Source organism: Nostoc sp., from assembly GCF_036917235.1.
GTDB lineage: Bacteria > Cyanobacteriota > Cyanobacteriia > Cyanobacteriales > Nostocaceae > Nostoc.
Map to the genome: position 1 here is coordinate 1 of NZ_JBALDU010000104.1, position 25816 is coordinate 25816.

The window sequence follows — 25816 nt, forward strand, 5'->3', positions numbered from 1 at the left end:
AACGAGCAGCGCGATTTTAATCACCTCCGCAGCAACCAAGTGCAAATTTCACAAGGCATCGCTACTGGATTCGACGAGATCGAACGCAAATTAGACCACCTTCTTGAGCAGGTCGGTGAAATCAAGTCCTGGTTAATCCGAAATCAAGGTATTATTCGCAGCGAGTAACTACTGGGGATTCAATTTAGTAGACTTTCAAGATCGTTTTAAGTTATGAGTTAATCAAAACTCCTAGCTTGATTAAGATGTCCAAAGAATTCGCAATTGGTAGTAAAGTCCGTGTTGTGGCGCTACCAGCCTACGTCAAAACTGCTGAACCTATGCCCATGTTGCGCCCTCCCAATGTCATTCACATTGGTGAAGAAGGTATAGTCATTGACCGCAGACCCGGTGGATATTGGGGTATTCGCTTTGCTAGGGGGGCTTTTCTCCTAGATAGTCAATACATCGAAAGCACAGATACCCCTCTCGAATCTCACTTAGAATAAGATTTCTCGCAACCAAGAATTGTAAACTTGTGTAAAGTTGTGATTCTGGTTTACACCATGATTTCCCGCCGCACTTTTTTAAGCATATTATTTGCCAGCTGTATTTCTGTCATCAGCTGGCTGAATTTTACCCCTGCTGCTGATGCTATGGGTGGTAAACTTCCGGCAATTAATCAACCCGCACCTGAGTTTACTTTGCCAACCAATACAGGTGATGGCAAAATTTCCCTCTCTGACTTGCGCGGTAAATGGCTAGTCCTGTACTTTTATCCTAAAGACTTCACGTCTGGTTGTACTATAGAAGCTCGTCGTTTTCAGCAAGACTTGCCCCAATACCTCGAAAAAAATACCCAAATTATTGGTGTTAGTGCCGATGACATTGATTCTCACGCCAAGTTTTGTGATTCAGAAGGACTAAAATTCCCCCTGTTGGCTGATACTGATGGTTCAGTGAGCAAAGCTTACGGTTCGTGGCTCGGCTTTTTATCTATGCGCCACAGTTTTATCATCGATCCTCAAGGCATCTTGCGCGAGACTTTTGTCAAAGTCAAGCCAACTATTCACAGTTCAGAAGTGCTGGCACGACTAGAAAAATTACAGTCCACAGCTTCTTGAACTTGAATTAATCAATAAGGGGCTTAGAGGGTGTTTGAAAAGTCCTCTTGTCGGTAGCAAAACGTTATATATCCCACTAAATCCACGCCACTTGCTCCACTTGGGGAGACCCCATCGCCCTTGGCGTCTCCCCTTGGGAGAAGACCGCAGTGGCTCCCCTTAATAAGGGGGACTTTGATTCTGGTTCCCCCCTTTTTTATGGGAGATATAGAAGTACTTAAAATCACAGCCAAACACAACCTCTTAAGCCCCTTATTTTAACTCACAATAAACCCATATTTTCTGAGTACAGTTTTGACTTCACTGCCAGATAGAAACTGGACAAATTCTTTGGCGGCAGAAGGATTTTTACTGCTTTTAATTATTGCTACCGGATAGACAATTGGGGAATGAAATTTATCATCAGCAGTAACTACGACTTTTACTTTGTTGGAAATTTTGGCATCAGTGGCATAAACTAAACCCGCTTCGGCGTTACCACTTTCTACTGCTGCTAAAACTTGACGCACATTGTTAGCAAAGACAAATTTCGACTTGAGGCGATCGTAAAGTTTCAATTTCTTCAAGACTTGCTCGCCATATTGACCGGCGGGTACGCTTCTGGGTTCACCGATCGCAATTTTTTTAATCTTACTATCTGTTAAATTGTAGAAGCTATTGATGCCAACAACATCCTGAGCCACAATCAAGACTAGACGGTTATTTGCCAAGTTAGTACGGCTACCTGGTAGCAATAGTCCTTTTTGTTCCAAAGCATCCACTTGTTTTTTGCCAGCAGAAATAAAGATATCTGCTGGCGCACCTTGCTCAATCTGTTGCTGCAATGCACCAGAGGCCCCAAAGTTATAACTAATATTGATATTTGATTTACTTTGTTGGTACAAAGGCTTAATTTCTTCCAGTGCCTCTTTTAAGCTGGCGGCTGCGGACACGAGTATGCTGGTGTTCGACTGTGCTATTACAGGAGAAGGAGGAACCAGCGGTAAACCAATTGCTAGCAGCAAGCCAGCGATCGCTATACCCAGGAAGCCAAAAATTTGTCTTCTTTTCATAGAAAAGGCGTTTGAAGGGTTTCTTCCATAAAATCGATGCTAGGTAAAATAGTACCAAAGATACCAACTTATAACCAACTAAAGCGGTAAAAAATATGCCTATAAAAATTTCAGTAGGTAAACTGGGCTACGAACAGCGCAGCCCTTGTCTACCACTCTGTAGCTTATGAAAGCGCTGCTACTGCTTCTAGCTTCTCAGCTTTGTTCTTCAATACAGTTGGTAGTTCGCTATTGAACGCCTCACCTTCAACCACTTGCGATCGGAAACCATCGGGTCCAACTGGAACATCGCCCGTGATGGTGGTGCGATAGAGAACGCGCTCGACTTCCAGATGATCCAAGTCTTGGGGGGCCAAATGGGAGGTGGCGCGGTTGTCCCAGAAGGCAATGTCACCGTTATTCCAGCGGAAACGGGTGGTGTAGGCGGGCTTGGTAATCTGGTTGAAGAATAACTCAAGCAGCAAATCGCTCTCTTGTCGTGATACGTCAAGAATGTGCGAGGTGAAGCCAGGGTTGACGTACAATGCGCGTTCACCAGTCTCAGGATGAACCCTTACTACTGGGTGGATTGAAACCAGGGGATTGGCTGCGATGCGCTGGGCAATCTTGCTGTTGCTGGGGAAATTCAAACGCGCATTGAAACGATGTTCGGCTTTTAATGTGTCTGCCAACGCCCGTAGCGGTGCTGATAGACCCTCATACGCTGCAACTAAATTTGTCCACTGTGTGTCACCACCGAAGCTAGGGACATTAACCGCACGCAAAATTGACGCCGCAGGTGGGTTGACAACTGCTGTGACATCGGTGTGCCAACGGCTCTCGTAGCTGGAACGGCGTAGACCATTGCGCTGCTCGTAACGGCTGCGGTCAATGGGCAGGATTTCTGAGAAACCTTCAATCGGCTCATCTTCGTGGGGATGCGCGTAAGTCACTTCGCCGAAACGAGCCGTGAAGGCAATCTGTGCCGCATGATCGATGTTTTGACCGCGAAAGAACACGACTTTCCACTTCAATAGTGCTTGACGAATTTCTTTGACCGCATCATCATGCAAAGGACGCGACAAATCTACGCCGCTAATTTCGGCACCGATGAAACCGGCTACTTGTTTAACTTCAATGTGTTTGTTGCTCATGTCAATTCTCCATAGTTTGATCGATAGGGCGGTACGGTGTTCGCACTCGTCCGTTTACTTTAGATATGTTGCTTGCGCTTAATGGCTACATACCAAAGGAAGCGATCGCAATTTAAAATATCATACCGTAAATCTATCAATTTACCGTAGTATATGCTAACCGTATTTTAGACTGCTGGAACAACGGTCGATTTAGTCCAGGCAAGGGCAAGTTAAAATTCGCAACACAGATTAAGAAGCTTCTTAACGGAGGTGGCAAGCAAGCTACGGATACCGGATACTGTCGTCGGGCAACCATATTCGTAGGTGAGAGTAGGTGGTACAACTCTTACGCTTTTGTCAAAAAGGGGTCTTTTTGGAACTTACAACGATTCCACAATAGCGTCTCTGTATTCTTTACTACTCACAGACGTATTTATAATAATATTTTCATCTAAACTTTATAAAATCTTTTTATTTGTAACTCCAGTATTTTATTGATTGATTAATTTATACTGTAGGATGACAAAGAAACAATTATATTTACTATAAGTATAATTTTGGTCAAAGCTGCAAAATCAATTAATACTTGTTAAAAATAAAATAATACCTTGTATTTATTTTTTAATTTGTAAATTATATAAATAAATCCTAATTTTAGTCCACTCTCCTATTTCAAGATACTAATTTGATTTTATTATTAGCCTGCTGCTAATAATAAATTATGAGTTGCCTTTTTACTAAGGTTAATTAAGGCTTTGAGGAAATTTAAAACTACATGAAAAAACGATTATCACAGAAATGGACTATTTCTAAATATTGGTTACGTTTTTTAATTATCATCCTATTAGTAATAGGTGTATTTTTTCGTTTCGTCAATATTGACAAAAAAATTTATTGGGGTGATGAAGTTTTGTCATCATTACGCATATCTGGCTATACGCAGTCAGAAATGAAAACGCAATTAAGTGATGGTCGTTTGATTGGCATAGAAGATTTACATAAATACCAGTATCCTAATCCTGAAAAAAATGTAATTGATACAATTAAAGGGCTTATTTTAGAAGACTCACAGATATTGCCACTATATATCTTGATGACCCGGTTTTGGGTAGAGTGCTTTGGCAATTCTATAGCAGCGATCAGAAGTTTTTCGGCATTTATTAGTCTGCTTACTTTTCCTTGTCTTTATTGGCTATGTCAAGAATTATTTGAGTCTTCACTAGTCGGGTGGATAGCCATTGGGTTAGTAGCCATTTCACCTATTCATATTGTGTATGCACAAGAAGCGCGATCGTACAGTTTAGGGATAGTAGCCATCTTAATGTCGAGCATAGCACTGCTACGAGCCATGCGCCTTCAAACAAAAGTTAGTTGGTGCATTTATGTAGCAACATTATCAATAGGGTTTTATACTCATCTATTTTTTACCTTGGTTGCTTTTGCACAGGGAATTTATGTAGTTATAATCGAACGCTTTCGATTGAGTAAAACATCAATTTACTACGTGCTATCATTGCTTGTGGGGTTTATAAGTTTTATACCTTGGATTTGGATTATTATTACCAATCCTCAACCAGAAGCAGTCACTTGGGCGAATACTAAACAAACATTATTTATGTCAGTTGTAAGGTGGGCTGGCATCTTTAGTCGCGCTTTTCTTGATTTAGGTATTAGTCCTAATGAACCTGGAAAACTGAAGTTTGTCTTAATTCCTTTTATTTTAATTATTTTAGCTTTAATTAGCTACTCAATTTATGTTGTGTGTCGAAGAACCTCTAAAGAAGTTTGGTTATTTATTTTAACCTTGATTGGATCTTTAGGGCTTCCTTTACTGATAACAGATTTCGTATTTCAAAAGCGATTCGCGACTAGTCGATATACACTTCCTTCAGTTTTAGGTATACAGTTAGCTGTGGCTTACCTATTTACCACTAAGATCGCGTCTATTTCTACTAAAGCTTGGCAAAAAAAGTTTTGGTCGCTTGTAGCTTTTCTGGTGATTATGGGCGAAGTTGTATCTTGTGTAGTTCACTCTCAAGCGCAGATTTGGTGGAACCAAGTACCTGATAAATACCAAGAATATCCTCAAATTGCTAATATTATTAATCAAGGAAAGAAACCGCTTTTAATTAGTGATGATGATAATATTATTCCGCCACTACAAGTACTTAGTGAATTAATCGACCCAAAAGTGCAATTTCAAATTGTCGGAAAAAATCAGTTACCAGAGATTACTAATGGCTTTAGTGACATATTTTTGTTCTTGTTCGAGCCGTCTGACTTTTTAAAAGCTGGAATTGAAAAAGTTTATAACTCAAAGTTACAGCAGGTAAACCAATATCTCTGGAAAATAACAAAAGTAAGCAGACGCAATTAAATATAAGATGTCATTGCGAGCGGAACGAAGTGAAGAGTGGCAATCTCAGTCTTTGCGATTGCAACTCTTGGAGACGCTCCGCGAACACTTCGTACCCCTGCGGGAAGGCTTACGCCAACGGAATGACGAACTATCTTATATTTATTTAGATCCACCTAATAAATCTAATTAAACCAAGTATACGAGCATATCTAGGGGTATCGCAAAGACGCGATAAATCGCGTCTCTACATCAGGGTTTTGGGTTTATCTAAACTGTATTGGGTTAAAAATTAATATCAATTAGCTTGATAAGTGGCACAGTGAGAGCAAAAATATACTTTAATTAAACAAATAATTTAAGTATATACTTGTACTGCTGCCGCTTATGTCATCGCCCCTTGAGCGCCCGCTAAAAATTGAAATCAGACTACCATCTTCTCATCCTCAGTTATTAGAAGGACTGGATATATGGCTGCGTTTAGGTCTAATATCTGATGCCCAAGTCAGGCAGTTATGCCGAGAGTTTCTAGTATGTGCGGTGGTGTTGCAACCTCAAGCTGAAGCTCAAGCAAAGGTAGTATTTGCAACTTCCGACCCCGTGCAGCAGTTGCCCATAGCAGCTTTACAATCTAGTAGCGGTAAACAACCACAACAAAAACCAGCTAAACCCAACTTCATCGGCACAATGTTGCAGTCTTTGGGAGCAGAACTGAGTGTCCGTTGGCTACTTTTTCTAGGGGTTTTCCTGGTAGTCGTATCTTCTGGGGTACTGGCTGCTAGTCAATGGGCAAGGTTTCCCGCTTCTGGACAGTACGGGGTTTTATTTGCTTATACTTTGAGTTTTTGGGGATTAAGCTTTTGGGCGACTAGGCAAAATAACCTCAGATTGACGGCTCAGACATTGCTGATTGCCACTCTTTTGTTAGTGCCAGTAAATTTTTGGGCTATGGATAGCTTCAAATTGTGGCAAAATCCTGTGGATTGGATTGTAGTTGCGATCGCCTGTCCTACCCTGACTGCTATAACTGTCTTACTCTCCAAAAATCGGACTATTTTTACCAATTTCCATACTGGCAAATTACCTCTGGTAAATATTCTAGGGCTGAGTTATCTGCATTGGGGTTGGCAGTTAAGAGGATTTCCCTTAATTGCTGTTTATCTGGCAACGATCGCCACAACTATCATTACCGTTTATCACAATTTTTTCCAACAGCCTCGTGCTGTCAGCGACGATCGCCGTAGCTTAAGTATTAGCTTACCTGCTGCTGTAATTATTTATTCTTTAATAGTATTGTTGGTGCGGGCAATTTTTGTTACCAAGGTAGATGTCGCACTGTTGGGGTTAGCTATTGGCATTTGCGGCTGGTTGATAACTTGGTTAGCACAGCAGGGAAGGGGAGCAGGGGAGCAGGGGAGCAGGGGGGCAGAGGGGCAGGGAGGCAGAGGGGCAGGAGAAGTAACATTAATATTTCCCTCATCTCCCAAGTCTTTCTCATCTCTCTTACTCTGGGAAAGACTTGGGGGCGTTTTACTCTTTTTGGGTTGGGTGGTATCGGTAGTAAATTATCCTTGGCAAGCAATAGCTGTCAGTGGTTTGGGTTTGTGGTTTGTGGGGAGTCGCTTGCAACGGTACAGTTTAAAGCGAGACTTTGCAGGGGTTTTCGTTATCGGCTTAGAGACGATTTTGCTAGGTTGGCGATTAGTACCCGATCGCTTACAGAAATTAGCGATCGCAACTAGTACTCAACTCACCAATTCTCAAAATGAACCTTGGGCGCTACTGGGTATAGCTTTATTTCCCTACGTAATTTTGATGGTGGCGCTTACAGATAATTTGTATCGCAGCCAAAAGCGAGAATTAGCTAAATTTGGCGAACTGCTTACCCTGTTATTTGGAACTCTTTTAACAACGATCGCTATCGTAAATCTCCCATTGCGATCGCTAAATCTGCTATTTTCTACCGCCACTCTCGCATTCGTTACTCAACGCCGCTCCCCCTCATCTCTTCCCCTGGTATACCTAACTCACATCATGGGGATGCTGACGTTTTGCTTTACCATTAATTGGTTATTCCCCAGCCTGACTCAACAATGCTGGGCAAGTATTTTATTGGCTCTCATGGTTGCACAATGGCGATTTAGCTTGCAGGAAGGACTATGGCAACGTAGCGCATGGGATATCGGTTTAGGATTAGCCGCAGCGAGTTTTTTCCTCTTGTGGATGAATGCAGAATCATCTTGGTATGGCATCACTGATAACCGATCTGATTGGGGAGTTTTATGGCTAGTTACGCCTTTAGCTCTCACAGGTGTTGCCAATGCCACAATTAGAGAGCGGCGGCTTACTAGCCGTTACTTGAGTGTCTTGGCTGTAATAGTTGCCCAGTTACTAACTTTACAACTACCAGAAATCAGATTAATCGGTTTGGCTGTAGGTGCTGGATTGATGTTTGTAAATACGCGCTATTTGCGAAACCAAGTATCTGCGGTAATTACAGAAGGATTTGTTTTAAGCTTCATTGGCGTGCTGCTGTGGACGGGTGTACCTGGTTTACCTCGCCTAGCGGTAGCAGGTTGGTTTATTGTAGGAGCGATCGCAACTCTAAGTCTATGGTTAGCGCGGACTGTTTTTAGCCGACGCGGTAACGAATTAGCAGTTATCTATGCAGCCGCTAGCGATAAATGGGCGATCGCTTTATGTAGTGTTGAATTATTAAGTTTGACGCTGCACTCAGTGCTGATTTACCAAGGGTTTACGACTTCAGGATTTTTGTTCTTAATTGCCACTGCGATCGCCTTGACAGCCATTGTTTATCGCAGTTGGCAAGAACCGACAAATTGGGCATTTTATGGGATTGGTTGGTGTTTGGAATTGTTGATTACCCAAGTGCTAGGGTTGGGGGAACGCTCAATTGTTAAAATAGCGATCGCAAACATCGCCTTGGGTTTAATTACTCAACTTGTCGGCGAGTGGTGGCGACGACGACATCAATTAGAAAGGTTTCCTAGCAGCCTTCATATTTTGCCATTAATTTATGGTGCATTCAGTGTGTTGCTGCGTTTTAACACCTTCACCGAGTGGACAGGTTTGTATTCCTTGGGTGTAGCTTTAATTATTATCGGCGTCGGGCGACGGCACGAGAGCTTCAAACCCTTGTTGTATTTAGGAATTATTGGCGTATCAATTTCTGCTTATGAACTTTTGTTCTATCAGATGTCACAAGCTTCAGGAGGAGCATTAGGTGATGGGTTAATTGCCATGTCTACCCTTGGTGCGAGTATTATGTATGCTTACCGCATTCTGTCGCCAAGGCTAGTCAGCTACTTACGCCTAACTCCTCAAGAATTGAAAAGAATTGCCCATATTCACTGGGTTTGGAGTAGCTGTTTATTAATGGCTGCCATTCCTCTTCCCATTGCAGTTAACCGTTTGGTGGGATTGGGAACTGGGGTATTTTTGATTCGCTATGCCGTCTTTCAGGGACGAAATTCACGCACTTCCCCCAGCATCTTGGGAGGAATTACAATCGCCGAGATGTGGGTTTACCTTGGTTTATTAGAGGTAGCCGGGATGAGGATTTATTGGCGGGAGACAGCAGTAGGGCGATTTTGGGCTGGGCCATTAGTTCCTTGGAATGGTGCGATCGCTTGTGTGGTAGCCTACTTTCTGTACATCCTACCTTGGGAAAGTTGGGGTTGGTCTAAAAGACCTTGGCAACAAGCTGCATACATCATACCTCTGATAATTTTATGGGAAACCAGACTGCAAACTTACCCCATTACCTTAGTATTTGCAGCTGGATTTTACATCTTTTTAGCAAAAGTGGGTGAAAACATCCGTTTCACCTATATTAGTGTGGCGTTGATTGATTGGGCACTTTACCGCTGGTTTGATTCCTTACGCCTAACTGATGCTTTGTGGTATGTAACACCAATTGGGTTATCACTGCTTTATATTGCTCAAGTGGATACCCAACTGAAGTTACCAGAGTACAAAACATCTCGTCATTTTCTGAGAGTGCTAGGTAGTGGTTTAATTTGTGGCTGGGCAATTTTATTTAATCAAAATACAGCTTGGATACCGGGGATTTTCAGTCTCATCGCCATTTTTGCTGGATTAGCTTTGCGAGTACGGGCTTTTCTCTACATTGGTACAGCCACTTTTTTAATTACTACAATCTATCAATCAGTAATTTTCAGCTTGCAGTATTCCTTTTTAAAATGGGTTGTTGGCTTGCTAGTTGGCATTTTATTGATTTATATTGCCGCCAACTTTGAAACCCGTCGCGCTCAAATAACTTCCTTAATTCGTAGCGCCATTGATGAATTTCAATCATGGGAATAGGTAAGCTAAGGATTAAACTAATTAGACAGGCGATCGCAAGTCGAATTATCCCCCTTAATCTCACCAATACATACGGGGAGGGTTAGGGTGGAGTAAAACCCTGGCTAATCAGCTATTTCAGACTTGTGTGTACACCGTAGCCCTGTCAAATTCCCAAACGAACAATATTATCAAATATATCAATCGTCCGACTCAAAATTTCTAAGAAACCTACAGTATCATTTATTTCCTGAATTTCTTGATTTATCGCTTTAATGCCATCTTCAAAACCTTTATCATTTTGCTCCAGTTTGTTGACCAGAACAGTAGCAGTATTTATATTGACTGCGTTGACAAAGCTCGTCCATTTGCTACGATACTCTTTAAATTTTTCTTTTTGCTTTGGATCGGTAAATTTACTTTCAATACCAGCTTGATATAAATTTTTCTCTATAGCGCTAATCTTTTTAAGAAATGCTAACTTTTTATTGCTATCAATATTGAATGCTATCTCTGACATAAACTTAATTTTCCTTTGGTTTATTAGTTATTTTTGATTTCTTCAGCTACATTAACTAGGGAATTGATATCAGATAAAAGTTCATTAGCACGTGCAATGGTAAATTTATCTTCTAGGAGAAGCTTAAAAGCTTCTTTGAAGTCTTTGGCTGATTCACTAGCATTATTCAAAGCTTCTATCGAAAGTGTCATTGTCAAAATATTCCGCCGTTTTTCTATCCATTCGTCAGCTTCGCTAATTGAATCGGTAGCCGTATAAGGCCTTAACAGTAAACGATCTTCCTGATTTTCTTGAATGGTTGTTAAACTACTTTGTAGTTGAATAGTAAGAAGTTCAAGCACTGATTCCTGAATAGCAAGCTCTCGATAAATAGTTTCTTTCCTCTGCTCTAATTCTTTTCTCAACGCACCTTTAATTTTATTACTCAATATCATTTTAGGAATTTCAGATAAAGCAGAGCCAATTCTGTCAGAGACAAGAGGATTACCTTGAATATTAGTGCTGACATTATTTAATTGAGTGAAAATATCCTCAGTAACTTCTTGCGCTTGTGTTGGAGCATCGGAAGTTGCTAGATTTTCTAAAGCAATAAAATAGCGTTGGAGTAGATCGGTATGCTGGCGCATTCGTCCAATTAACATAAGCCATTGCTTATCTTGTTTAGTAATTTTGATATAATTTTGCTCATTCTCCAGTTCGCGATCTTTGACTGTATCTTCTACACGGTTACGCAGCAACTTTTCCGAATTTGCATCAACAGCATAGTTTCCTGATGTAACTAATAAAGTATCTAGTGCAGCTGCATATTCTTGTCCAGCGTTGGCAAATTTTTTATATTCTCTTAGAGAAGCACCACAGGCAACTAATGAAGCTCCAATAAAAGAAATGATTGATGCTCTAATAACAAATTTATATTTGATAGTAATCTCCTCTCTAAACATAAAACGTATAATAAGATGTTTGAAAATTAGGAAGTTAAGTAAAAAATTCTCAGGGACTAAGCTCCCTGGCGCTATTAGTAAAATCGCTGTTGTTTCTTTCTCCACTCCCCAATTAGTCAATTTCGGAATTTTGCGATCGCGTTAGAGGTTTTTTTCTAAACTCAATGCCTTTGATGAAACCAATCTCAAACACGAGAATGCTTTTATGCCCTCTTCTATCTTTCTTTCAAAGGAAGGTATTTAGGTTTCCGATAAATTATTAATAAAAATTTTGGCGTTGCTGAGATGGATAAACTCACAAAGCGATCGCCTCACCATTCGCTATCTTTAAATTATTTTTGTTATTGTGACACTAAAAAATCACTTTAGTGTTGGTTGGGTTGAGGAACGAAACTCAACACTTTCAGAGTTTGTGAGAAATCCGGGATTTAGTATCCATCAAAAAATATTGCTCCAGGGTTGACGTTTCAGTGTTTTGCGCAGTCTGTAGCAACTTCTGCCTTCCCTGCAAGAACTTCCGTCTTGACGTTTCAGTATTTCGCGCAGTCTGTAGCAACTTCCGCCTTCCCTGTAAGAACTTCCGCCTTGACGTTTCGGTGTTTTGCGCAGTCTGTAAGAACTTCCGCCTTGACGTTTCGGTGTTTTGCGCAGTCTGTAAGAACTTCTGTCTTCCCTGTAAGAACTTCCGCTTTTGCTGTAGCAACTTTTGCCTTAACTTAACTGAGTCCTGAGTGAGAAAAAAATAAAAACAGGTTCACTCTACGGATTTCTAACACATCCAAATTTTTTATAAACTCGTCCCTAGCTGCTCCTTGTGTAGCTACTGCGGTTATGAGAGACACAAGAATTGGTAAAATGAGACAAATTTTAGTCTTTTTAACAAAAATCAACAATTTTACGCAGGACAACCTTTTAAAAAATTGTCCACTATAGAATTACTCAAAATTTAGGTTATTTTTCAGATAAAGGAGTATTAATGGCAAGACCAAAACGCGATTCACGTATTCTTAGCAAAGCTGAGATGCGCTTGGCGAGTATTAAATCTATTAATCCTACTCTAGATGTAGGAGACAGTTTAACAGTTAAAGATTATACTGACAAAATTGAAAATCTCCGTCAATCTCTAGAAGCCTACAATACTACTCTCTCTACTATTGATGTTTTACTAACCCAAATTATTGAAAATGAACAAGATTTAGCAGATTATTCTGAAAAAATTTTGCTTGGTGTTGCTCATAAGTTTGGTAAAAATAGCCACCAATATCAGATGGCTGGGGGTACTCGTAAAAGCAATCGCAAGCGTGCTGTGCGCCAAGGTGTTGTTTTGACTACCAGCTAAGGACAAAACGGTTAAACAGATAAAGAAAATGAGGAAAATTAGGAAGATAGGGAATACAAAGATTTCACCCACTCCCATTCCCGCGTCAAACCCTCTTTTAGAGATACTTGCGGCTGATATCCAAGAATTTTGTGGGCTTTAGATACATCAGCAGCAGTGTGACGTGCGTCTCCCATCGCTTTTTCTATATGGTTTCTTTGGATTGGCTTCCCAACAATTTCTTCAATCGTATCTAAGACTTCTGCCAAAACCACCCTACTACCACCACCGATATTAAAGATTTCTCCCACTGCTTGAGGTGCGGTGGCGGCGGCTAAATTAGCGGCGACAATATCACTAACAAACGTAAACTCCCGCGTTTGCTGGCCATCGCCGTAAATAGGAATTGCCTCATCGTGCAAAATGGATTGAAAAAACTTATAAAATGCCATATCTGGGCGCTGTTTGGGTCCATAAACTGTGAAATAGCGCAATGTCACACAGGGCACACCAAAGTTTTTGTAATACAGTTCACACAAAAATTCTGCTGCTAGCTTTGTAATGCCGTAAGGAGAAACTGGTTGAGGACAAATTCTCTCATGGGTAGGTAATGTTTCTGCATCACCATATACACTAGATGAAGAGGCAAACACTAATCTTTTTAGGTGTTTAGCATCTTTAGCTGCTTCCAGCAAAACTTGTGTAGCGTTAATATTCCGTTCTGTATAACCTCGAAAAGTTTTACCCCAGCTTGCTCTAACCCCTGCTTGTGCTGCTTGATGGTAAACTACATCAACATCTTTTAAGAGTTTTTGCCAATCTAAAAACTGCATATCTCCTTCAATTAATGTAAAGCCAGGTGAGCGATGTAAATGTGCAACATTGTTACGCTTTAACATCGGATTGTAATAATCATTGAATTCATCAATCCCGATTACTTCTTCTCCTTGTTCTAGCAATGTTTCTGCAAGCTGAGAACCAATAAAGCCTGCGGCTCCAGTAACGATAATTTTAGCCATGTTGCCGATTTTGTTATATCCTGATTAATCGCTATATTCACAAGTTAATAATTATAATCAAAAATTGGTTATTGATTGAGGATTTTTTTATAGATAGGTTGGATTGTATCAGGAAAAAAGATAATTAAACTAATACGCTGATGCTGAAAATGTGTTATCAACTTGATTTAGTAATTATTCATAATAACAATTAAAATTTTAATAATTAGTGAAATTTTATTTTTAAAATAAATGCAGTTGGAATTCAACAACTAAAATAGGTCAGCAGATCAAATAATTAAAGTGATGCATAAATAAAAGAATTCCACCCGCCTTGGCTACGGTGTATACACAAGTCTAGAATAGGTGATTAACCAAGGTTTTACCCCACCCTAACCCTCCCCTTATAAAGGCTACGGTGTATACACATCTTTGTATAAAACCAAAATCCTTGAAGATCCCCCTAAATCCACGCCACTTGCTTCACTTGGGGAGACCCCAGACGCTCTCTACGAGACACTAAAAGCGAACGCAGACTCGCTAACGCTGCGCTATCGCCCTTGGCGTCTCCCCTTCTCCCAAAGGGAGAGGCTAGCGCCAAGGGAGAAGACCGCAGTGGCTCCCCTTAAAAAGGGGGACTTTGACTCCGGTTCCCCCTTTTTTAAGGGGGGTTAGGGGGGATCTAAACGCTGTAAGGCAACTCTCAAAGACTTGTGTGTACACTGTAGCTTTATAAAGGGAAGGGAAACAAGAAATCTAGTTCCCTCCAAAACATCGGGGGGATTTAAGGGGGGTAATTCCACTTGTGTACACGTAGGCGGCGAGGGGCTGGGAGTGGAATCTTAGCGGACTTTTACAAGAGGTATACTAAATCATCAGAAACTTGCATAAGTGTGAGAATTGATGAAAAAATTGATCCGCGAGAGCAGTTAAGGTATTCTCATCTTGCAAGGGACGCACGAGGAAATCAGTGAAAGTTTTAGTTGTCGGTAATGGGGGGCGCGAACACGCTCTGGCATGGAAACTGTTGCAATCTAAGCAAATTGAGCAAGTTGTCTGTGTACCAGGGAATGGGGGCACGGCAAGTATGGAACGTTGCCAAAACTTGTCTTTAGCAGTAGATGATTTTGAGGGAATGAGCCGATATGCTCTAGAACATGGCATAACTCTGGTGATAGTTGGGCCAGAAGTCCCCTTATCTAAAGGAATCACAGATTACCTCCAAGATAAAGGATTGATGGTATTTGGCCCAGTCAGAGCCGGAGCGCAAATTGAGGCGAGTAAGGCTTGGGCAAAAGCTTTGATGCAAGAAGCAGGGATTTCGACGGCACGATCTGCGGTATTTACGGAAGCTGCGGCAGCAAAATCTTACGTCAAATCTCAGGGAGCGCCAATTGTTGTTAAAGCTGATGGCTTGGCGGCTGGTAAGGGTGTAACGGTAGCTGAAACAATTACACAGGCAGAAAGTGCCATTGATGCAATTTTTCAAGGACAATTTGGCAGTGCTGGTGAATTTGTCGTCGTTGAAGAATGTTTGATTGGGCAAGAGGTGTCAGTTTTAGCATTGACTGATGGGTTAACAATTAGACCCTTGTTGCCAGCCCAAGATCATAAACGAATTGGTGAGGGCGATACAGGCGAAAATACTGGCGGGATGGGAGCATACAGCCCAGCACCCATTGCTACACCAGAGTTGATGGCACGCATTCAAACAGAAGTGTTAGAAAGAGCGATCGCCACCTTACGAGCTAAAGGCATTGATTATCGAGGCGTGCTGTATGCTGGGTTAATGATTGCACCCGATGGCGACTTGAAAGTTTTGGAATTTAACTGTCGCTTTGGCGATCCCGAAACCCAGGTGATTTTGCCACTGTTAGAAACACCCCTAGAAGAGTTGATTCTAGCCTGTGTACAGCAGCGCTTAAGTGAATTGCCGCCCATTGCTTGGAAAGGGGGAGCATCTGCCACTGTGGTTGCCGCTTCCGGTGGTTATCCAGGAGAATATGAGAAGGGCCAGGTGATTACTGGCATTGAGGAAGCAGAGGCAGCAGGAGCAACTGTATTTCATGCAGGTACAAAGTTGAACCAGCAACAAGAAATACTCACAGATGGGGGTCGAGTATTAAATGTGACAGGAATCGGAGAAAATTTTGAGCTTGCGATCGCTCAAGCCTACGCTAGTATCAAACATATTCAGTTTGAGGGGATATATTACCGGAGAGATATCGGTTATAGAGTTAGAAGTTAGGAGTTATTCACCATGCCCAATGCCCCATTCCCTCTTTCCCTAGCATATTTGTCAAATTAACTGTTAATTTTTAAGTTGTTGGGCTTTATAACAAAGACTACTAACAACTTTATTTAAGATGCTAAGTCTGTTAAAAACAATTCGAGATGCGATCGCAAGTTGGTGGTCGGAGTTCACACTCCAGACTAAACTGCTAGCTGTGGCCACAATGGTAGTTTCGTTGGTGATGAGTGGTCTGACATTCTGGGCTGTGAATACAATTCAGCAAGATGCGCGGATGAATGACACCCGCTTTGGTCGTGATTTGGGGCTGCTGCTTGCTGCCAACGTTGCCCCCTTAGTCGCGGACAATAATCTCACCGAGGTTGCCCAATTTTCCCAACGCTTCTATAGCAGCACCTCTAGCGTGCGTTATATGCTTTATGCCGATGAAAACGGGGAAATCTTTTTTGGCATTCCTTTTTGGGAAGCTGAGGTAAAAAACTCCCTTACCATTAAACGCCGGATACAATTGCCAGAAGATTACCCTGGTGATGGCGAAAAGCCGATGGTGCGGCAACACCCAACCCCAGATGGGATAGTCACCGATGTATTTATTCCCCTAATCGTCAATAAAAAATACTTAGGTGTATTAGCGATCGGGATCAACCCCAATCAGACCGCTATTATCTCCACCAATTTTACCCGCGATGTCACCATTGCCGTTTTTATCACAATTTGGGTAATGGTGATTTTGGCCGGAGTGATTAACGCCTTGACCATCACCAAGCCCATAAAAGAACTGCTAGTGGGGGTAAAGCAAATTGCTACCGGGAATTTTAAGCAGCGCATTAATTTACCTTTAGGGGGCGAACTGGGGGAGTTAATTTTAAGCTTTAATGAAATGGCAGAGCGATTAGAGCGCTATGAAGAACAGAATATTGAGGAACTAACCGCAGAAAAAGCCAAACTAGAAACCCTAGTTTCCACGATCGCAGATGGTGCCGTGTTGATTGATAACAACATGCAGGTGATTTTAGTCAACCCCACAGCAAAGCGAATTTTTGGCTGGGAAGCTGCTAATGTGGTAGGTTGCAATGTCTTACACCACTTGCCACAATCAGTACAAAGCGAAATTACTCGTCCCTTGTACGAAATGGCAGCAGGGGAATGTGAAAGCGCCGAATTCCGAATTTTTATTAACCAACCCGCCCCGCGGACGATCCGCATTCTCTTGACTACAGTACTCAACCTGCAAAGGGAAAGCATCAAAGGCATTGCGATTACTATTCAAGATATAACCCGTGAAGTCGAACTAAACGATGCAAAAAGTCAATTTATCAGCAACGTTTCTCACGAACTGCGAACGCCTCTATTCAACATTAAAACTTATATTGAAACCCTGCACGACTACGGCGAAGACTTAGCTTTACAAGAACGGCAAGAGTTTCTGCAAACAGTCAACCATGAAACCGATCGCCTAACCCGCCTAGTTAATGATGTTTTGGATTTGTCAAAACTCGAATCTGGTCGCAGCTACAGCTTTGATGGCGTAGATTTAGCCCAAGCGATCGAGCAAACCCTGCGTACTTACCAACTCAATGCCAAAGATAAAGAAGTTGAACTTGTTCAGGAAGTTGACCCTAATTTGCCCCTAGTATTAGGTAATTACGATCTGTTAGTACAAGTGTTTGGCAACCTGATTGGTAATGCCCTTAAATTCACCAAAGCCGGTGGTAAAGTAGCAATCCGCGCCTATCAACTAGATTTCAAACCGAGTCACACCGAATCTGCTCCAGTGCGGATTGAAATTTCCGATACTGGAATTGGCATCGCCATAGAAGATCAACACTCAATTTTTGAACGCTTCTTTCGCGTAGAGAACCGAGTTCACACCTTAGAAGGTACGGGTTTAGGTTTATCAATTGTCAGAAATATCATCGACAGACATCGTACTAAAGTCCATCTAGTGAGTGAAGTCGGCATTGGCACCACTTTTTGGTTCGACTTAGCCACCTTTGAAGAAAAAGCGCCACTGATACAAGTTGAATCTATAGCAGAAGCATCCAAAATCATCACAGCTTGAAGATAAGGGATTGGTCATTGTTTGTTATTTTTGACCTCCCTCCAAACCTCTCTCCTAAAAGGAGAGAGGCTTTGAATCTTACTCCCCTTCCCTTGTAGGGAAGGGGCTGGGGGTTAGGTCTGTATTCTATGCGATTGAAAACCGCTATAATCAAGACCTTAATATAACGAACAACAAGCAGATAAATAATAAACCTAATAGCAACAGCAAAGCCTGATTGCGTTTTACCCAACTTTTCACACTTACTGCAAAACTGTTAGTGTAACGGTGCTGTTCCAACTCTAATTTTGTCTCTTCAATACTTTGGTAGAGGGTACAGTCTTTGGCGTAGGGACGTTTAGGAAAATTGCAAGTATCATCAGCGTGATAGGTGCAGGTGTCGCACAGATACCCATCCCCAGCGGCGCGGTGCAATGGAATACCGGGATGACCGTAAGCTTTGAGTGTAGTCCGACAATAGGGACAACTAATAGCTTGACTATCAACAAGCTGATGGCAGTGGGGACAAGATACAGTAGCCAAAACCTTTAGCGCAAATAGGTAAACACTTTGATTCTAGCCATTTACAGGGATAATAGGGAAATACATACGTAGCCTGTTGATTTTGAATATGGCTAGCTCACAGAATTGGTTATTTTATCAGCATAAGTACTAATTTGCTAATGATTTTTTATATTTTCTAAGTGATTTCTATCACTCAACATAATTAAGGCTATGCCATAATCTAGCAAATATCAGGTTTTGTCCCAAGTCCAATAATTAATTAGAGGTAGAAAAATATTGCCTTTTAATCCTGAGCTGTGCCGTAACGAAAGCGAAGTTGAAAGCAAACTCATAGTCCAATATTTGCTACCGCAGCTAGGTTATACTCCTGACACCTGGCATCAAGAGGTTGCCATTGGTAGCATTCGCTTAGATTTTTTAGCATTTGCCGCACAAGTGATTCCCTTTGTCTTAGATGCCAACTCACCGCTGAGTGTTGTCATGGAAGCAAAGCATCCCAAACAAAACTTAAATAATCATGTTCTTCGACTCAGGCATTATTTAACCAGCTTGAATGTCAGGTATGGATTGTTGACTAACGGCAAAGAGATTAGAATTTATCAAAAATTGCAATACGATATTCAACTAGTATTTCAATGTTCTGGAAAGGAAGTTGAGATACAGTTAGATAAAATTAAAAGTTTAATTGGTAGAGAGAGTCTAAAAGAAGGACAGTTAGTAGATAAGGCAGAAGTCCAAATCAAAAATAATTTAAATTTTGAAACCAAGAGAGAACATTCAATGAAAACGATTGCAATCTACCACAATAAAGGCGGCGTTGGTAAGACCACTGTTGCAGTCAATATTGCAGCAGCATTACGTAAGAAAGGTAAAAGAGTACTTTTGATTGATATAGATTCTCAGGCAAATACTACTTTTGCGGCAGGATTAATTAAATTTCAATTTGAAGAAGATGATAATTTAAGAGAGCGAAACGTATATCATTTATTAGAATCAGGAGATTTTAACTTTATTCCAGAAGTAGTGCGTACATCTGATTATTTCAATAATCCAGAAATTGATATTATTCCTTCACATATCACATTGATTGAGTCTCAGGATAAACTGAATAAAATATTAGCTAGTAGAAGCAGGCTAGTAACAAAATTAAAAAGGGTAGAAAACAACTATGATATTGTAATTATTGATACTCCACCTTCTAGAGATTTGTATGCTGAAATTGCACTGATTGCTACTGATTACCTGATAATTCCATCGGATTTGAAACCATTTGCTAACCAAGGTTTACCAACCGTAAAAAATTTCGTTAATCAAATTAATGAATCCAGAGAAATGATGGGTAAACCGCCTATTAGTATAATGGGTGTTCTTGCTTCTAAAATTTCAACAAATGCTAAATTTTTACAATACAATTTCCCCAAACAGAGAGAAGTAATTTCAGAGCGCTATCAACTGCCACTTATGGAAGCTGTAATTTATGATAGAACAGCGCTATCAGAATGTATGAATCAGACTATCCTAGTTGGAGATTTAGAATATCCTGACCCTAAATCTATTATTAAATTTGCCGAATTAAAAACTTCTGCTCAAATTTCTGCTGAAGAATTTAATGTATTGGCAGATGAAGTTATCCGAAAAATGGGGGTTGATTCATGATTAATTTTTCTTTGGTGGATGTAAAAAGTATTACTTCTAATGAACCTCGTTCAAATTTTGCAGAATCTGATTTAGAAAACTTGGCAGACATAATTATAGAAACTGGAGGAATTATCAGACCATTGGTTGTGAAAGTGACAGGAGTAGAGAGCTATACAGTTATTGATGGACATTTTGAATATTATGCTGCTGTCAGGGCAAGAGAAAAAAATCCTCGACAAGGTGAGATGGTTAATGCTTTTGTCATTGCTCCAAAATTAGAGGATTTAGTAGTAAAACAAGTTGCATCTCTTAAAGGAATTGATTCTTCTACCAAACCAGTAGTACCAAAACCTGAAACAACAAAGTTAGAACCACGTCTAGCAAATTTAGAATTACGTCTTGAGAAGCAATTTAATGAGTTTAAGTCAGAATTTATACAAGAAAGACAAAGAATAGATAGTCAGTTCAAGCAACTTGAGAACCTTATTCCCCAAAAGGGTGAACAGAGTAATCCGCTTACTTTATTGAACACTTTAGATAAAGACGAGTTATCTATAAAGTTACAACGCTCTAGGATTTCTGGGGCGGAAAAACTTGCGAAAGCTATAGAAGATGCTCGACATAAGAAGCCAAAGCAAGAGTTTGAAGATTATCGTGATGTAGTAAAATCTGTTAAAAACTTGGGTGATAAAACAATTTTGACTATCATTGATGAGTGGTCAAGAAATTAGTAGTTAGCTAGTAGGTTGGGTTGAACGAAGTGAAACCCAACAATTAACGCTTAATGTTGGGTTTCGTTCCTCAACCCAACCTACACAGCTTTTCCAAATAACGTCAAAAGTAAGTTGCATAATATGTCAATCTCTAACCCTGCATCTGTCGCAGTGCATTAAACGCCTTACCTCGCAACCCAACTGGTAACAACGATAATCCTAAGCCAGTCCAAGCTTTAGCAGTCGAAAAAGACTGTCCTGCTAAAACTAGCTCTCTGCCTCTTTGCGTTTCACCCTTTTCAATTAAACGCAAACCTAATAATAATTGCGTTTCAGTTAAACGATTTTTCCTAACTTTCTCTAATTTCTCAGACTCAAACTTATAATTTTCTAAATACTGAATTTTATCAAATAAATAAGGAATAGCTCGATTGATACCTTGCTGCTCTGCATGGTAGCGATATTCCATCAATAATTCTGGTAAATAATAGCCCTTTTTTCCAGCCAAAGCCAGACGCACAAATAAATCATTATCCTCGCAATTTTGCAGATTTGGCTGCATATATCCTAATTCTTGCAAGGTTTTACGGCGAAATAATGTCGCCCCAACTTGAAAGCTTTGCTGAATAAATACAACTTCCAACAAATTATTTACAACACCTGCTGGTAAATTCTTCCTACCCCAGCGATGAGAATTTTCTTGAGTTTTTGCCTCATCCCGCACATTGTTAATATCAATTATCCAATGGTCTGTACCAACAAAATCAATGCTAGAGTCTTGAGCAAGAATCGCTGCTGTACTTGCAAGAAAATCCGGTGTTAGCCGGTCGTCATCATCAAATTTAATGAAATATTCACCACTGGCAGTATCAAAGCCAGAGCGCATATTATTACTTTTACCAATATTTTGCTGATGACGGATATATTTAATCCGATTGTCTCTGTATTGTGACATCAATTCGGGTGTGCGATCGCTAGAACCGTCATCACAAATAATTAGCTCAAAGTCTTGCTCAGACTGATTGAGTACACTGTCAATTGCGAAAGGCAGTAAATTAACTCGATTAAACGTGGGAATGGAAACACTAACTTTAGGCATTTTTGCAAGATGAGAGTGGACATTGCTCACAAGCTAAACGCATAATGAGCAAGGCTGGGCAAAAGCTAAGTGTAAGAAATAGTTTGATTAATTTTATTCCAAAGTTTTTTGATAAATCGATTGCTTCTAGCCGCTATGGTGGGTGGCTTTAATTGCTTCGGTTTTTGCTCTGGTTGCTTCAGAAAGCGATAGTGCAAAAATTCATTTTTGTAACGTATATCAACATCTTCACCTTTACACAAGCGGGTAAATCCAATAGCAGAATAGCCCATATAGTGAAGGCGATGAATTGGTTTTAATCCCTGTTGGTTGTAAAGAACATTATCAATATTCACAAAGGGATTTGCATTAGCACAGTTACCAGTTCTATCTTCACCATTGGGACTGAGTGTAAAGTTAAATAGTGGTCGAGCTATTCTAAAAGTCATGTAACTAAATAAATCTGCGTCACACCACCAAGCGATTTCGTTAATCAATTCGACTTCTTTATCTTCTATCAATTGCTTTTTGAGTATTTTTAATTCTTCAACGCCTAAAATACCCTTTTTTGAACCAAAAAAACTAGAACAGTGAATTTCTCGTCTGATTTCAGATTCAGGCAAAGACATTTTTTGTTCTAACTTCGGCAAGTCGAAAGCTGCAACTGAAGTTTGTTTTGTGTGTTCCCAGTCATCAAACACAAAATCGTATTGGTCTAGTTTTTCTAAAACCTTGTCCAACTTATTCATTGCTAAACTATCAGCATCATAAAATACAAATCTTTCAAACTCCCCATCAAAAGCACACATTTTTCGGATTAAATTATTTTTTTTATTCCATTCGATAGAAGGTTTATTTTTTCGGCCATCTCTTGGATAAGCATTCCAAACTTGAATGGCAAAATCCTCCCATTTTTTGATCGAACTTTTATCGTCAAAGAGGGTGACATTCGGTCGAGAATGTATCTCCTGCTTAACTCGTTTTAAGCGGTCATCATAAGGAATAATACAAATCGGAATATCTGGACTAACATTCACCTCAATGCTGTTTAGCAAAGCTACTAGTTGGTCAAATACCACGTCATTAGCAAGTGTGTAAATCCCAAAATTATCCATTGTAATAAATTATTTTTATCTTTGATTTACTGAGTAAAGCCAATTCTCTGTGAAGCTGCATATCATTTTGAACCCTCCCAACCTCCCCGAACTTGCGGGAAGCGCCGCAGGTAGTGGGGTTATTTCTACACATCTTTATACAGAATTGGTATAACGTGAATAATGCGATCGCTATTTTTTGATCTATTATTCTCAAATAATAATATACACGTTTTTAGCTTTATGCTGAGGGTTCAAAGAGGAAGCTATTTTGGTTAGTTTGAATGATACTAACATTACCCACCTACTTAGAAATTCCTCAAACTCTAGCTGTTAAATAATTGCCTCCTAGAGAATAATCTCAGCAACGCGGCGGTTCCCACACCCCAAGCACCATTAACCAATAAACCTGTCACTATTCCCACAAGTTTCCAGCCGCCAGCAATGGGTTGACCCTTGAGCGGTGCAACCACAAACCAAGCCACTAGCGTTGGAACAATTGCACCAAATACTAAGGCTGCTAACCAATAGTTTTTATCATGTCCAAAACGAGGTGCAATTACTACCCAAATCAGTCCCCAAATCCCTCCCCAGAAAGCATTTGACCAAATTTGCGGGATTCCCAATGGTTGTGTCGGTGCAATTGAATAGGGGGCGTGAGGTGTAAAATTTACTGCATATAGCAGCGCCAATACACCTTGATGAAATAGCAAAACAGACACAAATCCTGCAATAAATCCTAAGGCAAATCGAGATAGGGCAGTTTTTTGAGTCATTGCTTAGACAAAAAGGTAGTTATTTGCAGTTGCAGATGTGACTTTAATAATTGACATTTCCCCTTTCCTATTGCCCATTGTCTCTAGAGCTTGCTTTAGAGAGTTGTTTATGATAAGTTTGCTAACTAGTCTAAAGTACAGTAACTCAATCGAATTACCGTATTTTTTGATCGTTATTGTTAATATAGCCGAAGGAGTGCAAAGTTAAGAGTACTTAAGTACTCTACCAAATATATGACAAGTGGAAAAGCCAGCCTTGCCAATTGAGAAGTAGATACCTGACAGAAACCGGAATTTTTCAATTTATCCAGAGCATTTCTCAAGGAAGTGTCTGCTGCGATGGCTACGCCCGCCGCAGGCATCGCATTCAACAAAATCGTCAATGTTAGGGAATTTAGTTTTCTTAATTTGGTAGCCAGAATAGCACCCTACAATAAATGTACGTATGCAAACTATTCACAACCGTAAAATTAAAGGCGGAGGCTAAACGTTGGCACAATTCCAAGCAGAACCTCTGGCTTTATCAGGTTCTCAAAAAAATTGGGTCTTACTCGGTGTTGGACTTGGGGTATTCATGTCTACCCTGGATGTGGGCATCATCAATGTTGCTTTGCCCACATTGGTGCAAGCCTTTGGCACTAGCTTTCCTACCACCCAATGGGCTGTATTGAGTTACCAGTTAGTCAGTTCCGGTTTAGTTTTGGGCGCAACCCGCTTAGGGGATATGTGGGGTAAGAAGTCCTTATACCAAGGGGGACTTGTTCTATTCACTTTCAGTTCTCTATTATGTGGTTTTGCACCTAGTATCGAGTGGTTGATTGCCTTTCGGGCACTTCAAGGACTAGGCGCTGTGTTCATTTCTGGGCTTGGTTTAGCAATTATCACAGAAGTTTTTCCCTCTTCCGAACGAGGCCGGGCTGTTAGCATCATCGGTAGTGTAGTGTCTCTGGGAATTGCTTTTGGCCCCTCTGCTGGCGGACTGCTTTTAAGCTGGTCAGGCTGGCATAGCATATTCTTTATCAATGTACCCTTGGGGATTATCGCTAGTTTCTTAATAGCTCGTGTAGTGCCACCTTCTGCACGCATTGAGGGCAAACAGAAATTTGACTTTTTTGGAGCCATATTGGCTTTATTGACTCTAGGTAGTTTTGGGCTGGGTATGACGCTAGGGCAAAGCCAAGGCTTTGGCAGTACTAACTCATTGATATTACTAGCGATCGCTGCCGTAAGTTTCACGACTTTTTTAGTAGTTGAAGCGATCCTAAAGCAACCACTACTAGAACTAAAGCTGTTTCGCAATCTTCAGTTGAGTATGGGTTTGCTAAGTGGCTGGTTAGCATTCATTGTTATTGGCGGTTCGCTACTCATCGTCCCTTTCTTTCTAGAGAGCGTCAAGCATTATCCGACAGTAAAAGTAGGGCTGTTACTAGCCGTATCGCCTGTACTTAGTGGGTTAATTGCCCCCCTAGCTGGAATACTTTCAGACCGCTTCGGCGCTCGACTAATCAGTTCGATTGGGCTGGGGTTGATGATTGGCGGCTGTCTGGGAATTAGCACCTTTGACGCTCAAATTACTGAGCTAGGCTATATATCACGCTATTTTATTTACGGCATTGGTCTGGGTTTATTCCAATCGCCCAACAACAGCACTGTTATGGGATCGGTACCGAGAGAGCGGCTAGGAATTGCTTCTGGGCTGTTGTCTTTGTCACGTACATCAGGTAACACCGTAGGAGTTTCTTTAATTGGGGCAGTATTTGGAGCCTTAATCGCTAGTATGTCTGCGGGTGCAGATGTCTCTGTTGCCCCTCCTGATGCGATCGTTGCAGGGTTCCAAGGAACTTTTCGTTTTGCAGCCCTCATACTATGTGGGGCGGCTGTTGCATCTGTTTTGAGGATTGGGAAGAGGCAGGGAGGAGGGGAGGCAGGGGGGCAGGGGAGCAGAGGAGCAGGGGAGGAATAATTAATGCT

The 25816-nt window shown here is 40.9% G+C and carries 20 protein-coding genes; 11 read left to right on the top strand and 9 right to left on the bottom strand.

Annotated features, from left to right (window positions below; all coding sequences use genetic code 11):
• Positions 1 to 245 precede the first annotated feature (245 nt).
• Both sipA and V7K44_RS29655 read left to right on the top strand, forming a co-directional pair.
• Positions 246 to 488, top strand: a complete 243-nt coding sequence (sipA, locus tag V7K44_RS29650) for a regulatory protein SipA (protein WP_334937119.1) — start codon at positions 246 to 248, stop codon at positions 486 to 488.
• Between the two features lie 57 nt (positions 489 to 545).
• Positions 546 to 1103 carry a peroxiredoxin gene (locus V7K44_RS29655; RefSeq protein ID WP_334937340.1) on the top strand — a complete coding sequence of 186 codons (558 nt, stop codon included), beginning with the start codon at positions 546 to 548 and terminating at the stop codon, positions 1101 to 1103.
• Between the two features lie 257 nt (positions 1104 to 1360).
• On the opposite strand, the gene modA is transcribed toward V7K44_RS29655, so the two are convergent.
• Positions 1361 to 2155: a molybdate ABC transporter substrate-binding protein gene (gene modA, locus V7K44_RS29660; RefSeq protein ID WP_334937121.1), complete on the bottom strand. Its 795-nt coding sequence runs from the start codon at positions 2153 to 2155 to the stop codon at positions 1361 to 1363.
• 164 nt (positions 2156 to 2319) lie between these two features.
• Positions 2320 to 3288, bottom strand: coding sequence for a TauD/TfdA dioxygenase family protein (locus V7K44_RS29665; RefSeq protein ID WP_334937123.1), 969 nt, complete (start codon positions 3286 to 3288; stop codon positions 2320 to 2322).
• A 757-nt stretch (positions 3289 to 4045) separates the two neighbouring features.
• Between V7K44_RS29665 and V7K44_RS29670 the strand changes: the two genes are divergently transcribed.
• From V7K44_RS29670 to V7K44_RS29680, 3 genes are all read left to right on the top strand, one after another.
• On the top strand, positions 4046 to 5647 hold the full coding sequence (locus V7K44_RS29670) for a glycosyltransferase family 39 protein (RefSeq protein WP_334937125.1): 1602 nt from the start codon (positions 4046 to 4048) through the stop codon (positions 5645 to 5647).
• A 7-nt stretch (positions 5648 to 5654) separates the two neighbouring features.
• Entirely contained in the window at positions 5655 to 5819 is a 165-nt protein-coding gene (locus tag V7K44_RS29675) for a hypothetical protein (protein WP_334937127.1), read from the top strand.
• Between the two features lie 194 nt (positions 5820 to 6013).
• Positions 6014 to 9973 carry a DUF2157 domain-containing protein gene (locus V7K44_RS29680; protein ID WP_334937129.1) on the top strand — a complete coding sequence of 1320 codons (3960 nt, stop codon included), beginning with the start codon at positions 6014 to 6016 and terminating at the stop codon, positions 9971 to 9973.
• Between the two features lie 145 nt (positions 9974 to 10118).
• Here the strand turns inward: V7K44_RS29680 and V7K44_RS29685 are convergent, their stop codons facing one another.
• Both V7K44_RS29685 and V7K44_RS29690 read right to left on the bottom strand, forming a co-directional pair.
• On the bottom strand, positions 10119 to 10472 hold the full coding sequence (locus V7K44_RS29685) for a hypothetical protein (RefSeq protein ID WP_334937131.1): 354 nt from the start codon (positions 10470 to 10472) through the stop codon (positions 10119 to 10121).
• A gap of 23 nt (positions 10473 to 10495) precedes the next feature.
• Positions 10496 to 11518, bottom strand: coding sequence for a hypothetical protein (locus V7K44_RS29690; protein ID WP_334937133.1), 1023 nt, complete (start codon positions 11516 to 11518; stop codon positions 10496 to 10498).
• Between the two features lie 871 nt (positions 11519 to 12389).
• On the opposite strand from V7K44_RS29690, the gene V7K44_RS29695 reads away from it, so the two are divergent.
• Positions 12390 to 12752 (top strand): hypothetical protein, encoded by a 363-nt coding sequence (locus V7K44_RS29695; RefSeq protein ID WP_334937135.1) that lies wholly within the window; start codon positions 12390 to 12392, stop codon positions 12750 to 12752.
• 38 nt (positions 12753 to 12790) lie between these two features.
• Here the strand turns inward: V7K44_RS29695 and V7K44_RS29700 are convergent, their stop codons facing one another.
• On the bottom strand, positions 12791 to 13750 hold the full coding sequence (locus V7K44_RS29700) for an NAD-dependent epimerase/dehydratase family protein (protein WP_334937137.1): 960 nt from the start codon (positions 13748 to 13750) through the stop codon (positions 12791 to 12793).
• A 949-nt stretch (positions 13751 to 14699) separates the two neighbouring features.
• Between V7K44_RS29700 and purD the strand changes: the two genes are divergently transcribed.
• Both purD and nblS read left to right on the top strand, forming a co-directional pair.
• Entirely contained in the window at positions 14700 to 15977 is a 1278-nt protein-coding gene (gene purD / locus V7K44_RS29705) for a phosphoribosylamine--glycine ligase (protein ID WP_334937139.1), read from the top strand.
• A gap of 118 nt (positions 15978 to 16095) precedes the next feature.
• Positions 16096 to 18042, top strand: a complete 1947-nt coding sequence (gene nblS / locus V7K44_RS29710; protein WP_334937140.1) for a two-component system sensor histidine kinase NblS — start codon at positions 16096 to 16098, stop codon at positions 18040 to 18042.
• 150 nt (positions 18043 to 18192) lie between these two features.
• Here nblS and V7K44_RS29715 read toward each other — a convergent pair whose 3' ends face one another.
• Entirely contained in the window at positions 18193 to 18564 is a 372-nt protein-coding gene (locus V7K44_RS29715; protein WP_334937142.1) for a zinc ribbon domain-containing protein, read from the bottom strand.
• Positions 18565 to 18822: 258 nt separating this feature from the next.
• Between V7K44_RS29715 and V7K44_RS29720 the strand changes: the two genes are divergently transcribed.
• Complete coding sequence (locus tag V7K44_RS29720) at positions 18823 to 20202, top strand: AAA family ATPase (protein ID WP_334937144.1); 1380 nt, start codon at positions 18823 to 18825, stop codon at positions 20200 to 20202.
• Positions 20199 to 20915: a ParB N-terminal domain-containing protein gene (locus tag V7K44_RS29725; protein WP_334937146.1), complete on the top strand. Its 717-nt coding sequence runs from the start codon at positions 20199 to 20201 to the stop codon at positions 20913 to 20915. The genes V7K44_RS29720 and V7K44_RS29725 overlap by 4 nt, the downstream gene beginning before the upstream one ends.
• A 133-nt stretch (positions 20916 to 21048) precedes the next feature.
• Here V7K44_RS29725 and V7K44_RS29730 read toward each other — a convergent pair whose 3' ends face one another.
• The 3 genes from V7K44_RS29730 to V7K44_RS29740 form a co-directional block, all read right to left on the bottom strand.
• Positions 21049 to 21996 (bottom strand): glycosyltransferase family 2 protein, encoded by a 948-nt coding sequence (locus tag V7K44_RS29730; protein ID WP_334937148.1) that lies wholly within the window; start codon positions 21994 to 21996, stop codon positions 21049 to 21051.
• A 65-nt stretch (positions 21997 to 22061) separates the two neighbouring features.
• A complete protein-coding gene (locus V7K44_RS29735) occupies positions 22062 to 23090 on the bottom strand; it encodes an Npun_R2821/Npun_R2822 family protein (RefSeq protein ID WP_334937150.1) in 1029 nt (342 codons plus the stop codon).
• Between the two features lie 305 nt (positions 23091 to 23395).
• Complete coding sequence (locus tag V7K44_RS29740) at positions 23396 to 23845, bottom strand: hypothetical protein (protein ID WP_334937152.1); 450 nt, start codon at positions 23843 to 23845, stop codon at positions 23396 to 23398.
• 490 nt (positions 23846 to 24335) lie between these two features.
• On the opposite strand from V7K44_RS29740, the gene V7K44_RS29745 reads away from it, so the two are divergent.
• The gene (locus V7K44_RS29745) at positions 24336 to 25808 is read left to right on the top strand and encodes a DHA2 family efflux MFS transporter permease subunit (RefSeq protein ID WP_334937154.1); all 1473 of its coding nucleotides are present in this window, start codon (positions 24336 to 24338) and stop codon (positions 25806 to 25808) included.
• The last annotated feature ends 8 nt before the right edge of the window (positions 25809 to 25816 follow it).

What these genes read in the sequence shown, in the direction of transcription:
- sipA (WP_334937119.1), top strand. Translation starts at nt 246, where the DNA reads ATGTCCAAAGAATTCGCAATTGGTAGTAAAGTCCGTGTTGTGGCGCTA.
- V7K44_RS29740 (WP_334937152.1), bottom strand. Translation starts at nt 23,845, where the DNA reads ATGACTCAAAAAACTGCCCTATCTCGATTTGCCTTAGGATTTATTGCA.
- V7K44_RS29695 (WP_334937135.1), top strand. Translation starts at nt 12,390, where the DNA reads ATGGCAAGACCAAAACGCGATTCACGTATTCTTAGCAAAGCTGAGATG.
- V7K44_RS29725 (WP_334937146.1), top strand. Translation starts at nt 20,199, where the DNA reads ATGATTAATTTTTCTTTGGTGGATGTAAAAAGTATTACTTCTAATGAA.
- V7K44_RS29665 (WP_334937123.1), bottom strand. Translation starts at nt 3,288, where the DNA reads ATGAGCAACAAACACATTGAAGTTAAACAAGTAGCCGGTTTCATCGGT.
- V7K44_RS29675 (WP_334937127.1), top strand. Translation starts at nt 5,655, where the DNA reads ATGTCATTGCGAGCGGAACGAAGTGAAGAGTGGCAATCTCAGTCTTTG.
- nblS (WP_334937140.1), top strand. Translation starts at nt 16,096, where the DNA reads ATGCTAAGTCTGTTAAAAACAATTCGAGATGCGATCGCAAGTTGGTGG.
- V7K44_RS29680 (WP_334937129.1), top strand. Translation starts at nt 6,014, where the DNA reads ATGTCATCGCCCCTTGAGCGCCCGCTAAAAATTGAAATCAGACTACCA.
- V7K44_RS29655 (WP_334937340.1), top strand. Translation starts at nt 546, where the DNA reads ATGATTTCCCGCCGCACTTTTTTAAGCATATTATTTGCCAGCTGTATT.
- V7K44_RS29700 (WP_334937137.1), bottom strand. Translation starts at nt 13,750, where the DNA reads ATGGCTAAAATTATCGTTACTGGAGCCGCAGGCTTTATTGGTTCTCAG.
- V7K44_RS29670 (WP_334937125.1), top strand. Translation starts at nt 4,046, where the DNA reads ATGAAAAAACGATTATCACAGAAATGGACTATTTCTAAATATTGGTTA.
- V7K44_RS29735 (WP_334937150.1), bottom strand. Translation starts at nt 23,090, where the DNA reads ATGGATAATTTTGGGATTTACACACTTGCTAATGACGTGGTATTTGAC.
- V7K44_RS29685 (WP_334937131.1), bottom strand. Translation starts at nt 10,472, where the DNA reads ATGTCAGAGATAGCATTCAATATTGATAGCAATAAAAAGTTAGCATTT.
- modA (WP_334937121.1), bottom strand. Translation starts at nt 2,155, where the DNA reads ATGAAAAGAAGACAAATTTTTGGCTTCCTGGGTATAGCGATCGCTGGC.
- V7K44_RS29730 (WP_334937148.1), bottom strand. Translation starts at nt 21,996, where the DNA reads ATGCCTAAAGTTAGTGTTTCCATTCCCACGTTTAATCGAGTTAATTTA.